The organism is Shimia sp. R9_2 (assembly GCF_017743735.1).
Classification (GTDB): domain Bacteria; phylum Pseudomonadota; class Alphaproteobacteria; order Rhodobacterales; family Rhodobacteraceae; genus Shimia.
The window spans coordinates 105,454-119,857 of sequence record NZ_JAGHRO010000003.1 but is presented as its reverse complement, the minus strand read 5'-3'; the positions used below and the strand labels follow the sequence as shown (position 1 = coordinate 119,857).

Genomic DNA, 14,404 nt, shown 5'->3' with positions numbered 1-14,404 from the left:
TTTGTCCGTATTGGAGCGCCCATACCCCTGCGTTTTAAGGTGGCGTTAAACCCGTCACCTCAGTAGTGATCGCCAGTTCGTCACCACACGAAGAGTCCCTATGGCGCGCGCAACACTCCCAAACCTCTCCACAGTCACAGCCCTCTTTCAGGCGTTTCTGCTCTCTGTCCTCATGTTCAGCCTGCCTCAGCCCGCGCAGGCTCAAAACGCCGTTTCCGGCGTGCATTTTGATCTGACAGAGCGTGACTTTCACGAAACGCCTTATGCGATGCTCAACGGCGATTGGTGGTTTGAATTTGGCGCACACCTGACACCGGAAGAGGCCCATGATGCTTTCATAGCAGATAATCTGGACGCCATCGCCGTGCCATCTGACTGGCGCGACACGCTCACAGAGGCCAACACCAACCCGTTCTCCCACGGCATCGCCACCTATCTCAGCCGCATCTCCCTGCCGGATGATCCCCACAACCACCTGATCCTCGTGTTGCCTCGCGTGGCCGATGCCTATGTGGTTTACTGGATCCCGGCGAATGATCCCGCGAACTGGCATGAACTTGGCGAAGATGGCACCCTCAGCGGCCCCATCGTGCCCGCCCACACCATGCGCGCCTACAGCCTCGAAGACTTTAGCGACGGCTACCTCATGGTGCATGTGCGCAAAGAGCTGCAAAGCTACGGCGGCATTCTCCGCGCGCCCTATATCGCGCAATCCGGCGCGTATCAGAACTACCTGCAGATGCTGCGCCTCAGCGACGGCATGGTCATGGGCATCACGCTCTTTGTCTCCATCTTCAACCTGTTCCTGTTCCTGCTCTACCGCAAAGATCCGGCCACACTGATCCTGGCGTTGGGTGGCTTCGCGCTGTTTTTGCGCGCGCTCACCATGACCGGCACGCTGGAAATCATCCTTGGCATGAACCTGCGCAGCTTCCTGACACGGCTGGAAATCGCCGACATCCTGCTCATTGCCTGGACCACCTACGCCATGCATCAGGCCCTGCTGTGGCGTCGCTTCAGCAATCTGAAAGGCCCGATCCTGATCGGCATGGTGGGCATGCTCGGCGCGGCCTTCATCTTCACGGCCCCCCTGCCGCAGGTCACCGAAGCCATCTCTCTGGTGCACCTCTATTGTTTCGCAACCTTTGTGTTGATCCTGGCCACCAGCGCCCGCGCCATCAGAGTCAAACAGCCGGACGCATGGTTCTACTCCGTTGGTTGGCTTTTACCGATGACCGCTGGTCTTCATGACATCTACACCAGCAACCACTTTGGCGGCATCTACCTCGCCAATCCGGCGTTTCTGATCTTCATCTCGGTCTACAGCTGGAAGGTCGGCCACCGCGTGATCACCGAACTCAACCGCGCAGAATTCCTGCGTCAGGCCCGCAAGAACCTCACAGAGCTGCACCAAAACGCTATGGCCTCCGCGCGCCATGACCAGCTCACCGGCCTCTTGGACCGCCACGCCTTTGACGATGAGCTGCTTCTGGCCTGGCAGGAGAAAGACAGCTGCGACGATGGCCTCTCTCTTGTGGTTCTGGAAATCGACTCGTTCCAGGCAATCGCAGCCACCCACGGCCAAGAAGTCGCCGACATGACCCTGCGCAGCGTTGCCGAGCTGCTCAGCCATTCACTGCTGCGCAAAACCGATCGGATCTGCCGCTACCAAGAGGCCTCCTTCATGTTCCTGCTGCCCTGCGCCAACGGCAGCAAAGCCCGTGAGGTTGCCGAGCGCGTGCGCCACCGCATCAAACTGCACGAAGTCACCCTCGACGCGGGTGTTCACCTGCGCCTGCAGGCCAGCTTTGGCCACGCCACCGCCGAGCCCAATGCCGAAGGCCATTGCCATCAGTTGGTCCAACAGGCCCAGCTGGCGCTGGATCACGCCCAGACCTGCGGCACCGGCATGATCGCGGGCTTTGATGCGCTGACCACCGCACAGAAAGCGCGGCTGCACTACTGGCTGACCTCGCCTGAAGCCAACAGTGACATCGAGGCAGCGCACGTCAAACTGCACAGCCAAAGCTGGACCAAAGCCAGCTGACACCCTCTGCATTTCTGCAAAACCACTCTGCGTTTTCGCCGCGCAATCCTTGGTATTTTGCCGCTTTCTTCCTTTGCAATGCATCGGGATCGGTGTTAATTTAACAACTGTTCAATTCGCGGAGGGGAGGCCGCGAAGCGCGCAGCTTTTGGCGGCTTCGGTCTCTTCCAGCATCAGCACCGCATCCGGCGCAATCTGCGCCTGGAATGTGACCAGAGGAAGAGACATGGATTTTGCACTGACCGAAGAACAGACCCTGATCTTTGATATGGCCAAAGGATTTGGCGAAGAGCACATCGCGCCTTTTGCCCAAGACTGGGAAGCCGCAGGCACCATCCCCAAAGCCCTCTGGCCTCAGATCGCAGAGCTGGGTCTGGGCGGCATCTATGTGTCAGAGGCCTACGGCGGCTCTGGCCTCTCCCGCCTTGACGCCACATTGGTTTTTGAAGCCCTCGCCATGTCCTGCCCCTCCGTTGGCTCCTTCCTGTCGATCCACAACATGTGTGGCGGCATGATCGACAAATTCGGCTCTGAAGAGACCAAACAGAAATGGCTGCCCGAACTCTGCGCCATGAACAAAGTCTTCTCCTATTGCCTCACAGAACCCGGCTCAGGCTCTGACGCCTCCGCCCTCAAAACCCGCGCGGAGCGCAGCAACGAAGGCTATGTGCTCAATGGCACCAAAGCCTTCATCTCCGGCGGATCCTATTCCGATGCTTACGTCTGCATGGTGCGCACCGGCGATGACGGCCCCAAAGGCATCTCCACCGTGGTGGTTGAAGACGGCACCGAAGGCCTGTCCTTTGGCGCATTGGAGAAGAAAATGGGCTGGCTTGCCCAGCCAACCTCTCAGGTGCAGTTTGACGATTGCAAAGTGCCCGCCGACAATCTGATCGGCGAGGAAGGCAAAGGCTTCAGCTACGCGATGAACGGTCTGGACGGCGGCCGCCTCAATATCTCCGCCTCAGCCCTTGGCGGCGCACAGAAAGCACTCGATATGACCGTGCAATACATGTCAGAGCGCAAAGCCTTCGGCAAATCCATCAACCAGTTTCAGGCACTCCAGTTCCGCCTGGCTGAGTATGAAACCAAGCTACAGGCTGCCCGCACCTTCCTGCGTCAGGCCGCATGGAAGCTCGACAACGGCGACCACGAGGCCACCAAATTCTGCGCCATGGCCAAGCTCATGGTGACCGACGCCGCCTTTGAAGTGGCCAACGGCTGTTTGCAACTGCACGGCGGCTACGGCTATCTCGCGGATTATGGCATCGAGAAAATCGTGCGCGACCTGCGCGTGCACCAGATTCTGGAAGGCACCAATGAAATCATGCGTCTGATCATTTCCCGCCAGATGATTGCGGCGTAACCCAAAGACGGAGCGCAGACGTGTCTGACATCCACATCCGCAAGGCGGGCCAAACCGGCCGCATCACCTTTACCCGCACCAAGGCGCTCAATGCGATGTCTTATGACATGTGCCGCGCGATTGAGGCCGCGCTGGACACATGGCGCGCGGATGATGCGGTCAAGATGATCGTGATTGATGCGGAAGGCGACAAAGCCTTCTGCGCGGGCGGCGACATTGCCGAACTTTACGACACCGGCACCAAAGGCGATTTCAGCTTTGGCCAGACGTTCTGGGCCGATGAATACCGCATGAACGCCAAACTGTTTGAGTTCCCCAAACCTGTGGCCAGCTTCATGCAGGGCTTCACCATGGGCGGCGGCGTCGGCGTCGGCTGCCACGGCTCTCATCGCATTGTGGGCGACAGCAGCCAGATCGCCATGCCTGAGGTTGGCATCGGCCTTGTCCCTGATGTGGGCGGCTCGCTCATTCTGGCGCAGGCTCCGGGGCGTCTGGGCGAATACCTCGGCCTCACCGCGGCCCGACTGGGCGCGGCAGACGCGATCTACACAGGTTTTGCCGATTACTACATCCCAGAAGACCGCTGGCCAGATCTCATCGCCCGGCTGGAAGACACCGGCGATTGGGAGCTGATCGACGCCGCCGCACAGCCCATTGCATCCGGTCCGCTGAAACAACAGTGCGATCAGATCAACGCCCATTTCGGCGGCGAGCGCCTGAGCGACATTCTCACCTCACTGCAAGACAGTGACAGCGACTTTGCCAAAGACGCGCTCAAGAAACTCTCGCGCAACTCTCCCATCGCCATGGGCGCGGCGCTTGAGATCATTCACCGCGTGCGCGGCCTGCCTGAAATCCGCTTCGCGCTGGATCAGGAGTACCGCTTCACCTTCCGCGCCATGGAACACGGCGATTTTCTGGAAGGCATCCGCGCACAAATCATCGACAAAGACCGCAATCCGCAATGGAAATACACATTGCAAGCGCTCCCGCCCATGGCTGTCACCAATATGGTGCTGCCGCTTGGCGCGGATAAGCTGACGTTTGAATAAGGGAGGCAATCGCCATGAAGATCGGATTTATTGGACTTGGCAACATGGGCGGCCCCATGGCGGCCAATCTGGCCAAGGCGGGCCACGAGGTCACAGGCTTTGACATGGCAGATGTCGCCATCGAAGGCGTCACCATGGCCCCTTCCGGTGCCGAGGCCGCTGCGGGGGCCGATATGGTCATCACCATGCTGCCCAACGGTGCGATCCTGCGCGCTGTGGCGGCGGAGATCATTCCGGTGATGTCCCCCGGTGCAGGCTTTGTGGACTGCTCCACCGTGGATGTGGACAGCGCCCGTGCAGTCGCGGGCCACGCCGTTGCCGCCTGCCTCCTGCCCGTGGACGCGCCGGTGTCCGGCGGTGTTGGCGGCGCCGCAGGCGGCACCCTGACCTTTATGGCGGGCGGCTCCAAAGAGGCCTTCGCCAAGGCCGATCCTCTGTTTGCCATCATGGGACAAAAGGCTGTGCATTGCGGCGACGCGGGCGCTGGTCAGGCCGCCAAGATCTGCAACAACATGATCCTGGGCGTGACCATGATTGCCACCTGCGAAGCCTTTGCGCTGGCCGACAAGCTCGGGCTTGACCGCCAATCCATGTTTGACGTGGTCTCCACATCCTCGGGTTACAGCTGGACCATGAACGCCTACTGCCCTGCCCCCGGCGTTGGCCCGCAATCCCCGGCCGACAACGACTATCAGCCGGGCTTTGCCTCCGAACTCATGCTCAAAGACCTACGCCTGTCCCAACAGGCCGCTGAAAGCGCGGATGCAGACACGCCAATGGGTCAGGCCGCCGCCGCGCTTTATGAGCAGTTTGTGGAGAAGGAAGGCGGCCTTGGCACCGATTTCTCCGCCATGCTGCCACGCTTTGAGAAACGCGGACGCGGTTAACAAAGCGCCAGCACAGCGATCAGTCAAAGTTCACAGCCGCGCCCCCAAAGGCGCAGCTTTTTCTTATTTTTACAGGCCGTTTCTTGGTTACCAAATCCCGTGCCTGCCCCCAAAATTGGTTAATCTTTCCCAACCATTGCCCCTTTTGCGCCTTTTTTGACCGCATAGCTGTTGTTGCCAAAACGGAAACAAAAACCGCACGGCGCAAGAGCAGACCGCTGAGAGGGGCATCAGATGGCGATCGCAACGGAGCTGAACATCAACACATCGGCCACCGCCGATGCCATGGCCGCCGAAATCTTCGGCGATCCCTCCCGCATCGTCTCGTCACAGTATGTCGGAGACACGCTCAGCTCCGGCATTTACACCGGCGCCGACAGCACCAGCCCCGGCGTCGCCCCGGCTGATAGCGGGGTCATCCTCTCCACTGGTTATGCCCGCGATTTCACCAACAACAGCGGCACCACCAACACCAATGTGCGCGGCAACACCTCCACCAACACCACCGGCGAAAACAACAACGCGCTGTTCAACGCCGCCGCTGGCACCAACACCTTTGACGCCTCTTACATGGTGATTGATTTCAACGGCTCCGCCGGAGAACTGCTCACCATCGACTTCGTACTCTCTTCCGAAGAATACCCTGAATTTCTGAGCTACAACGACGCCATCGGGGTCTGGGTGAACGGGGTGGAAGCCCAGATCTCCGTCGGCGACGGCTCAGCCTCCATCGGCAACATCAACGACGCCAATGAAAACATTTACGTCGACAACAGCAACGATCAGTTCAACACCGAAATGGACGGTTTCACCGTCACCCTGACCTTCGTGGCCCCTCTTCAGGACGGGGTAAACGAACTGGTCATCGGCATCGCGGACGCAACCGACAGCAACTACGATTCAAACCTTCTGATCGCAGGCGGCTCGGTACAAACCGCCATTGTGGCGCAGGATGACGACGTCTCCATCAAATTCGGCGGCAGCAAAACCCTCGACGTGCTCGACAACGACAACTCCACCGCTGGCCCCACCCTGACCATCACCCATATCAACGGCATTCCGGTCAGCGCGGATCCCAGCACCGGCCTGCCCAACAGCGTGATCCTCGACACCGGCCAGGAAGTGACCCTCAACCCCGATGGCACCCTCACCGTGGATGCCGACACCGACAATGAAACCGTCTATTTCAACTACACCATTGAGGATTCCGCAGGCGAAACCGACACCGCGCTTGTGGAGATCGAACAGCGCCCGCCCTGTTTCACCCCCGGCACCCTTATCCGCACCGCAGCGGGCGATGTTCTGGTCAAAGACCTGCGCGCAGGCATGCTGGTGGAAACATTAGACTCCGGCCTGCAACCCATTGTCTGGATTGGCAAATCCGAAATGCCACCGCGTCCGGAATCCCTGCCGATCCGCATCAGGGCTGGTGTGCTGGACAATGACCGCGATCTGGTGGTCTCCCCTCAACACCGCGTGCTGATCTATGGCGCACGCGCCGAACTGCTGTTTGGCTGTGATGAGGTTCTGGTCAAAGCCAAAGACCTCGTGGACGGGCGTGATGTCACCATCTGCGAGAGCGCATCTCCGGTCACCTATTTCCACATCCTCATGTCCCAGCATGAGCTGCTCCTGTCCGAAGGCCAGTGGAGCGAGAGCTTTCAACCCGGCATGCAAACCCTGCGCAGCTTTGACCCGATCGCCAACCGCTCCTTGCGCGCAGTGATGAACCGCCGCGGCATTGCCCTCAGCGACATTTCTGCCCGCCTGAGCCTGCGCAGCTACGAGGCCCGCGCGCTGATGGCAGCCTGACGGCCTCCCAACACCAATCAGCGCCCATCAGTCCCCGTGGCCATCGCCTCCAGCGCCATCCGGGTCTCTTCATCCGCCGGAAATAACATCTCAATGCGTAGTTCCGACAACGCGATGTCCTCGGTCGAGCCAAACTGCGTGATGGTCGAGAAAAAAGACATCCTCATCCCGCCCAACTCATAAATCGCCGGTATAATCGCAGGCTTCATCCCCTCCATCGCCCGCGCCTCTTGTGACAGCAGCGCCGACATCCGCGTGATCGCATCCTCAAGCACATCGTCTTGCCCAAAATGCGCGCTTTCCACCCGCAGTCGCGCCACAATATGCCCAAGGATTTCCTCATAGTTTACAAGCGCCTGACGCAGCACTTCTGAGCCAATCATCATCTCAATCAGACTGTCGCCACAGGCCACCCCAAGCCCCGCCAGAATCTGCTCCGCCACAGAATTCACCGCCACCAGACGCCAATGCCGGTCAAGCGCCATGGCCGGATAAGGCGCATGCCGCTGCAACGTCCAATCCACCGCCGCCTGCACCGGTGCCATCTCTTCCACACTCAGGTCGCGCTTGGCATAAGCCGGGCTCAATCCCGCTGCCATCAGCAGGCGGTTGCGCTGCGCCATCGGCACATCCAACTGCTCACAAAGCCGCAGCACCATGCCCCGGCTTGGACGCGACCGCCCGGTTTCCAGAAACGAGATATGCCGCGCGCTCACCCCGGCAGACAGCCCCAGATCCAGCTGGCTCACCCGCCGCACCTGCCGCCATTCCTTCAACGTTGTCCCAAACTCCAGCCCCACAGCGCGCCTCCCTGCTTTCCCATCACCATACCGCAGATCTGCGCCCGCGCACTTACCTCAGAGGTAATTGTTTTGCCGCAGGAAGACGCGCAGCCTCCAGTCATCAGACAAAGGAGCACCTCAAATGACACAGGATCGCGTCATCACCTCTCTCAAATGCGGCTGCGGCCTCTCCATCGCCATGGGGCTCGGCGCCCTGCTCGCGCTGCTCACCCAATCCTTCGGCCTGCTCAGCTGGTTCAGCGATCTGGTCCACCTGCCACTGGACGGCCAGCAGCGTTTTTCGGACAAAACAGATCAGGTCCTCGCAGCCATCGGCGGCGGCGTGCTCGTCGGCCTCGGCGTGACCCTTTGGCAGGTCACCACGCGGGTCTATGTCAAAGACCCACAAACCGGCGGCAAGATCATCGCCTACGGGATCTGGAGCTGGTTTGTGGTCGACAGCCTCGGCTCCATCGCCGCAGGCGCGTGGTTCAACGCAGTGCTGAACCTCGGCTTCCTGCTGATGTTCATCCTGCCACTCCGGCTGGCCGACACAGCAGCCACGCCCAAAGCCGCCTCACGCATCTGACCCAAACACAGGCAGGCGTCAGATCGGCGCAGCCCCCGCAAGGGCCGCCCTCTTCTCATTCGTCAAATATCCTGGGGGTGAAGGCCGCAGGCCGAGGGGGCAACGCCCCCTTACCTCACTTCGCCGAATTCACTCCGCCGCCACCTTCTTCTTCGGCGCCAGCATATCCTTCAGGTAGCGTCCTGTATGGCTGGCCGCGACTTTGGCGACCTTTTCCGGCGTGCCTTTGGCAACAATCTTGCCACCGCCGTCACCGCCTTCCGGGCCAATATCAATGATGTGATCCGCGGTCTTCACCACATCCAGATTGTGCTCAATCACCACAACCGTATTGCCCTGATCCACCAATTCATGCAGCACTTCCAAGAGCTTGCGCACATCCTCAAAATGCAGACCGGTGGTGGGCTCATCCAGAATATAGAGCGTACGGCCGGTGGAGCGCTTCGCCAGTTCCTTGGAGAGCTTCACCCGCTGCGCCTCACCGCCTGACAAGGTCGTCGCCTGCTGGCCCACCTTGATGTAGCCCAGCCCCACCCGCATCAGCGCGTCCATCTTGTCGCGAATGCTCGGCACCGCTTTGAAGAACTCCTGCGCCTCTTCCACGGTCATATCCAGCACATCGGCAATGCTCTTGCCCTTGAACTTAATCTCCAGCGTCTCGCGGTTGTAGCGCGCGCCTTTGCAGGTCTCACATTCCACATAGACATCCGGCAGGAAGTGCATCTCGATCTTGATGACCCCGTCGCCCTGACAGGCCTCACAGCGCCCGCCTTTCACGTTGAAACTGAACCGCCCCGGCTTATAACCGCGCGCTTTGGCTTCCGGCAGTCCAGCAAACCAATCGCGGATCGGCGTGAACGCGCCGGTATATGTCGCCGGGTTGGAGCGTGGCGTGCGCCCAATAGGCCGCTGGTCGATGTCGATCACCTTGTCCAGATGCTCAAGCCCCCTGATCGTTTCACAAGGCGCAGGCGTCTGGCGCGCACCGTTCAGACGCATCGAAGCAGTCTTGAATAGTGTCTCAATGGTTAGCGTGGATTTGCCGCCGCCCGAGACCCCGGTCACACAGACAAATTTGCCCAGCGGGAAGTCCGCCGTGACCTTCTTGAGGTTGTTGCCCGTGGCCTTCACCACGCTCACGGTCTTGCCATTGCCCTCGCGCCGCTCGGTCGGCACCGCAATCTCGCGTGCGCCGGACAAATACTGCCCGGTCAGCGATTTTGGATCGGCGGCGATATCCGCAGGCGTGCCTTTGGAGACCACCTGCCCGCCATGCACCCCGGCGCCTGGCCCGATGTCAAAGACATAATCCGCCTCGCGCACCGCTTCTTCATCATGCTCGACCACAATCACGGTGTTGCCCTGATCGCGCAGGTTTTTGAGCGTCGTCAACAGCCGGTCATTGTCACGCTGGTGCAGGCCAATCGACGGCTCATCCAGCACGTAGAGAACCCCGGTGAGACCAGAGCCAATCTGGCTGGCCAGACGGATCCGCTGGCTCTCCCCGCCCGACAAAGTACCACTTGAACGGGACAGCGTAAGGTATTCCAATCCCACATTATTCAGGAATCCAAGCCGCTCCTGGATTTCCTTCACAATGGCGCGGGCAATCTCTTCTTTCTGCTTGCTCAGACTCGCAGGCACGCCCTCAATCCAGGCCAGCGCCTCGCGGATGGAAAGCTGCACCACATGGCCCACATGTTTCTCAGCAATCCGCACCGCCAGCGCCTCTTCGCGCAGACGGTGGCCGCGGCAGGCACCACAAGGGCGGTTGTTCTGATAATTCTCAAACTCTTCGCGGATCCAGTTGCTGTCGGTCTCGCGATAGCGGCGTTCCATATTGGGGATCACCCCCTCAAACACCCGCGACACCTGATAAACGCGCCCGCCTTCGTCATAGCGGAATTCGATCTCTTCATCGCCAGAGCCATACAGGAAGACCTGCTGGACCTTTTTGTCCAGATCCTTCCACGGGGTGTTCTTGTCAAAGCCGTAATGCTTGGCGAGGCTTTCAATGGTCTGCAGGAAGTAAGGCGATTTGCCCTTCCGCCACGGCGCCAGCGCCCCGTCATAGACCTTCAGCGTCACATCCGGCACCACCAGACGCTCATCAAAGAACAGCTCCTTGCCCAACCCGTCGCAATCCGGGCAGGCCCCAAAGGGCGCGTTGAAGGAAAACAGTCGCGGCTCAATCTCTGGGATGGTGAACCCACTGACCGGACAGGCAAATTTCTCACTGAAGGTGATCCGCTCCGGATCGCCCTCTTTGGGGGCGGTCTCCAGCACGGCAATGCCATCGGCCAGATCCAGCGCAGTGCGCAGGCTGTCCGCCAGGCGGGTCTCCATGCCCTCGCGCACGACCAGACGGTCCACCACCACGTCAATGTCATGGCGGAATTTCTTATCCAGCGTCGGCGGCGTGTCGAGCTCATAGAACTCCCCATCCACTTTCACCCGCTGAAAGCCCTGCTTGCGCAGCTCAAGGAATTCCTTGCGATATTCGCCTTTGCGGTCGCGCACAATCGGCGCCAGCAGATAGCCGCGTGTGCCTTCCTCAAGGCCCATGATGCGATCCACCATATCCTGCACCTGCTGCGCCTCAATTGGCAGCCCTGTGGCCGGCGAATACGGCGTGCCAACACGGGCAAACAGCAGACGCAGATAGTCATAAATCTCCGTCACCGTGCCCACGGTCGAGCGCGGGTTCTTGGAGGTCGTCTTCTGCTCAATCGAAATCGCCGGGGACAGCCCGCTGATGTGATCCACATCCGGCTTTTCCATCATATCAAGGAACTGGCGCGCATAGGCGCTCAGGCTCTCGACATAGCGCCGCTGCCCTTCGGCATAGATCGTGTCAAAGGCCAGCGAGGATTTGCCGGAGCCCGACAGGCCGGTGATCACCACCAGCTGATCGCGCGGAATATCCACGTCGATGGATTTCAGATTGTGCTCGCGCGCCCCGCGCACCTCGATATTTTTCAGCTCGGCCATCAATACCCCCAACGGCTGCGGCAGCAGACAGCGGCCCCACGGACTCACTGCCCCTCAGTTATCGCGAACATACAGAGAACAAAACCATTCGCCAAGCCCGTTCGCAAGGCCCACACATAATCAGGGATGATTACGTTTTGAACCCCTCACCGGATGACGCTTTTTCGCGCACGGGCACGCGCCAATCCCAGATGTGCAAACGCCCCCGCCAAAAGCGCCGCAAGGATCACCACGATCATCCCGCAATAGCCCGAAACCGCCAGAACACCCAGAAGGACCGGCGTGCCAATCGTGTTGCCCAGATTGCCCGCCTGCGCAAACACCCCATTGGCATCCGCCCGGTCAGCGGCAGTCTCGTTCAATACAGGCACCAGCGCAAAGCTCGCCCCCTGTATGAGGCCAAGCGCCCCAGCAAAGATCAAACACACCAAGGGCGCGCCGGGCAGGATCAGCAACATGGCCGCTGCCCCCGCAGAGGCCAGAAAGCCGCAGACAATCACCTGCAACACAGACAGATAGCGCAGCAGCCACACGCCCAGCGTCATCGAAGACACCATACTCATAAACGGCATCGCCCCCACGGTGAAGGTCCGCCACTCCGGCGCAATAAAGGGCGGGATCAGGGTCAGCAGGCTCACAAAACAGAAGGTGTAAAACAGCCAGCCCACCGCAGCCGCGTTCAGAAACGGCGAGCGGTAAATTTCCCAATGCCGCTTTAGCAGCCCCCCAACGCTCAGCCCGCCCGGCGCGCTTGGCGCATCCTCTGGCGGTTTGAACAGGCTCACCGCCACCACGCTCCCCGCCATCCAGATCGCATGGGCCAAAAACATCGCCTGCACGCCGTAACTCGCCACCAAGGGCCGCCCGGCCCAGGCAAACAGCGCAAAGGCCACGCCAAAAAACGTGCCCCACAACGTCAGCGAAAAGGCGCGCTTTTCCTCCGGCGCAACACGCGCAATCAACGCCGGTGCCGCCACCACAATGGCCAGATGCGCCAACCCTTCGACCACGCGGCTCACAAGGAAGGCATCAAACGACAAACCCAAGGCCTGCACCAAAGACACCACCGCGCTCAGCGCCAGCCCGCCAATCAACGTCCGGCGAATACCGATGCGGCTCGCCAGAACGCCAGAGACCACCCCCAGCAAAATCCCCGCCGTGCCAAGGATCGACAGCGCAAAGCCCAAACTGGCCCCCGCTTCGGGATAGAGCAAACCAATCTGATCAAAGGTCACGCTGATCTTGGCAAACTGCCCCGCCGCGCCAATGCCTGCGAGCCAGATCACCACAACCGGCCAATACCATTGTGTTCTGCTCACCCAAACACTCCTTGAAACGCCTCCGCCAGAGCGGAGGCGCACCCCAAACTCTCTTTTTCTTTCAATCAGATGTGGATCACGCGATCATAGGCATCGAGTACGCTTTCATGCATCATCTCACTCAGCGTCGGATGCGGGAAGACGGTCTCCATCAGCTCCGCCTCCGTGGTCTCAAGCTGCCGCCCGACCACATAGCCTTGGATCAGCTCGGTCACTTCCGCGCCCACCATATGGGCACCCAAAAGCTCGCCGGTTTTGGCGTCAAACACCGTCTTCACCATGCCCTCAGGCTCACCCAACGCAATCGCCTTGCCGTTGCCGATGAAGGGGAAACGCCCGACCTTCACGTCATAGCCAAGCTCTTTGGCCTTGGCCTCGGTATAGCCCACACTCGCCACCTGCGGATGACAATATGTACAGCCCGCGATGCTTTCCGGTTTCACCGGATGCGGTTTCCCACCCGCAATCAGCTCCGCCACCATCACGCCTTCATGGCTCGCCTTGTGTGCCAGCCAGGGCGCCCCCGCGATATCGCCAATCGCATAAAGCCCTTCCACACCGGTGGCACAATATTGATCAGTCACCACATGGGTCCGGTCAACTTTAACCCCAAGCGCTTCCAGACCGAGGTTCTCCACATTGCCGACAATCCCCACAGCCGAGATCACCGTGTCAAATTCCTGCGTCGTGAGTTTGCCGCCAGTCTCGATATGCGCGGTCACTTTGTCCTTGGCACGGTCCAGTTTCTTGACCATGGATTTCTCAAGGATCTTCATGCCCTGTTTGACAAATTGCTTTTTGGCAAAAGCACTTATCTCCGCATCTTCAACCGGCAACACGCGGTCCATCACCTCCACTACCGTGGTTTCCGCCCCCAGCGTGTTGTAAAAACTGGCAAACTCGATGCCAATCGCACCGGAGCCAATCACCAGCAGTTTCTTGGGCATATGCGGCGGTACCAGCGCGTCCTTGTAGGTCCAGACCCGCTTGCCATCGCCCTCAAGCCCCGGCAGTTCCCGCGCCCGCGCGCCGGTGGCCAGCACGATGTTCTTCGCGCTCAGCGCCTCAACGCCCTTGTCACTTTTCACGGCGACCTTGCCTTTGGCGGGCAGCGTCGCCTCGCCCATAAAGACCTCAACCTTGTTCTTCTTCATCAGGAAGGCCACGCCGCTGCTCAGCTGTTTGGCCACCCCGCGTGAGCGTTTGACCACCGCGTCGATGTCATAGCCGATGCCCTCCGCCTTCAGGCCAAAATCCGCCGCCCGTTCCATCAGGTGGAACACTTCTGCTGAGCGCAGCATCGCTTTGGTCGGGATACAGCCCCAGTTCAGGCAAATCCCGCCCATGTGTTCGCGCTCCACAATGGCAACCTTCAGCCCCAGCTGCGCGCCTCGGATCGCGGCAACATAGCCGCCCGGCCCCGCACCAATGACGATCATATCAAAGGTCTTCTCTGCCATGGTGCTGCTCCTCGCCTGCCAAGTCTTGCTTCAAGATCGGAGCCTACTGGGATTCTCACCCCGCTTCAACAAAGCCGCCCGCGCGCATGACGGGCAAAT

General features: G+C 60.1%; 10 protein-coding genes. 6 read left to right on the top strand and 4 right to left on the bottom strand.

Annotated features, from left to right (window positions below; translation table 11 throughout):
- Window positions 1-100: 100 nt before the first annotated feature.
- The 5 genes from J7400_RS09210 to J7400_RS09190 all read left to right on the top strand — a co-directional run bounded on the left by J7400_RS09210 (window position 101) and on the right by J7400_RS09190 (window position 7,164).
- A complete protein-coding gene (locus tag J7400_RS09210; RefSeq protein WP_209062328.1) occupies window positions 101-2,047 on the top strand; it encodes a diguanylate cyclase in 1,947 nt (648 codons plus the stop codon).
- Window positions 2,048-2,273: 226 nt separating this feature from the next.
- Window positions 2,274-3,413: an acyl-CoA dehydrogenase family protein gene (locus tag J7400_RS09205; protein WP_209062318.1), complete on the top strand. Its 1,140-nt coding sequence runs from the start codon at window positions 2,274-2,276 to the stop codon at window positions 3,411-3,413.
- A 20-nt stretch (window positions 3,414-3,433) separates the two neighbouring features.
- On the top strand, window positions 3,434-4,465 hold the full coding sequence (locus tag J7400_RS09200) for an enoyl-CoA hydratase/isomerase family protein (RefSeq protein ID WP_209062317.1): 1,032 nt from the start codon (window positions 3,434-3,436) through the stop codon (window positions 4,463-4,465).
- Between the two features lie 14 nt (window positions 4,466-4,479).
- Window positions 4,480-5,352, top strand: a complete 873-nt coding sequence (mmsB, locus tag J7400_RS09195) for a 3-hydroxyisobutyrate dehydrogenase (RefSeq protein WP_209062315.1) — start codon at window positions 4,480-4,482, stop codon at window positions 5,350-5,352.
- Between the two features lie 234 nt (window positions 5,353-5,586).
- Window positions 5,587-7,164 carry a Hint domain-containing protein gene (locus tag J7400_RS09190; RefSeq protein ID WP_209062313.1) on the top strand — a complete coding sequence of 526 codons (1,578 nt, stop codon included), beginning with the start codon at window positions 5,587-5,589 and terminating at the stop codon, window positions 7,162-7,164.
- A gap of 17 nt (window positions 7,165-7,181) precedes the next feature.
- On the opposite strand, the gene J7400_RS09185 is transcribed toward J7400_RS09190, so the two are convergent.
- A complete protein-coding gene (locus tag J7400_RS09185) occupies window positions 7,182-7,964 on the bottom strand; it encodes a helix-turn-helix transcriptional regulator (RefSeq protein ID WP_209062311.1) in 783 nt (260 codons plus the stop codon).
- Window positions 7,965-8,088: 124 nt separating this feature from the next.
- On the opposite strand from J7400_RS09185, the gene J7400_RS09180 reads away from it, so the two are divergent.
- On the top strand, window positions 8,089-8,535 hold the full coding sequence (locus J7400_RS09180; protein ID WP_209062309.1) for an excinuclease ABC subunit A: 447 nt from the start codon (window positions 8,089-8,091) through the stop codon (window positions 8,533-8,535).
- Window positions 8,536-8,664: 129 nt separating this feature from the next.
- Here the strand turns inward: J7400_RS09180 and uvrA are convergent, their stop codons facing one another.
- The 3 genes from uvrA to lpdA all read right to left on the bottom strand — a co-directional run bounded on the left by uvrA (window position 8,665) and on the right by lpdA (window position 14,305).
- Window positions 8,665-11,526 carry an excinuclease ABC subunit UvrA gene (gene uvrA, locus J7400_RS09175; protein WP_209062307.1) on the bottom strand — a complete coding sequence of 954 codons (2,862 nt, stop codon included), beginning with the start codon at window positions 11,524-11,526 and terminating at the stop codon, window positions 8,665-8,667.
- A gap of 146 nt (window positions 11,527-11,672) precedes the next feature.
- On the bottom strand, window positions 11,673-12,845 hold the full coding sequence (locus J7400_RS09170; RefSeq protein ID WP_209062305.1) for an MFS transporter: 1,173 nt from the start codon (window positions 12,843-12,845) through the stop codon (window positions 11,673-11,675).
- Between the two features lie 65 nt (window positions 12,846-12,910).
- The gene (gene lpdA, locus J7400_RS09165; protein WP_209062303.1) at window positions 12,911-14,305 is read right to left on the bottom strand and encodes a dihydrolipoyl dehydrogenase; all 1,395 of its coding nucleotides are present in this window, start codon (window positions 14,303-14,305) and stop codon (window positions 12,911-12,913) included.
- Window positions 14,306-14,404: the final 99 nt, after the last annotated feature.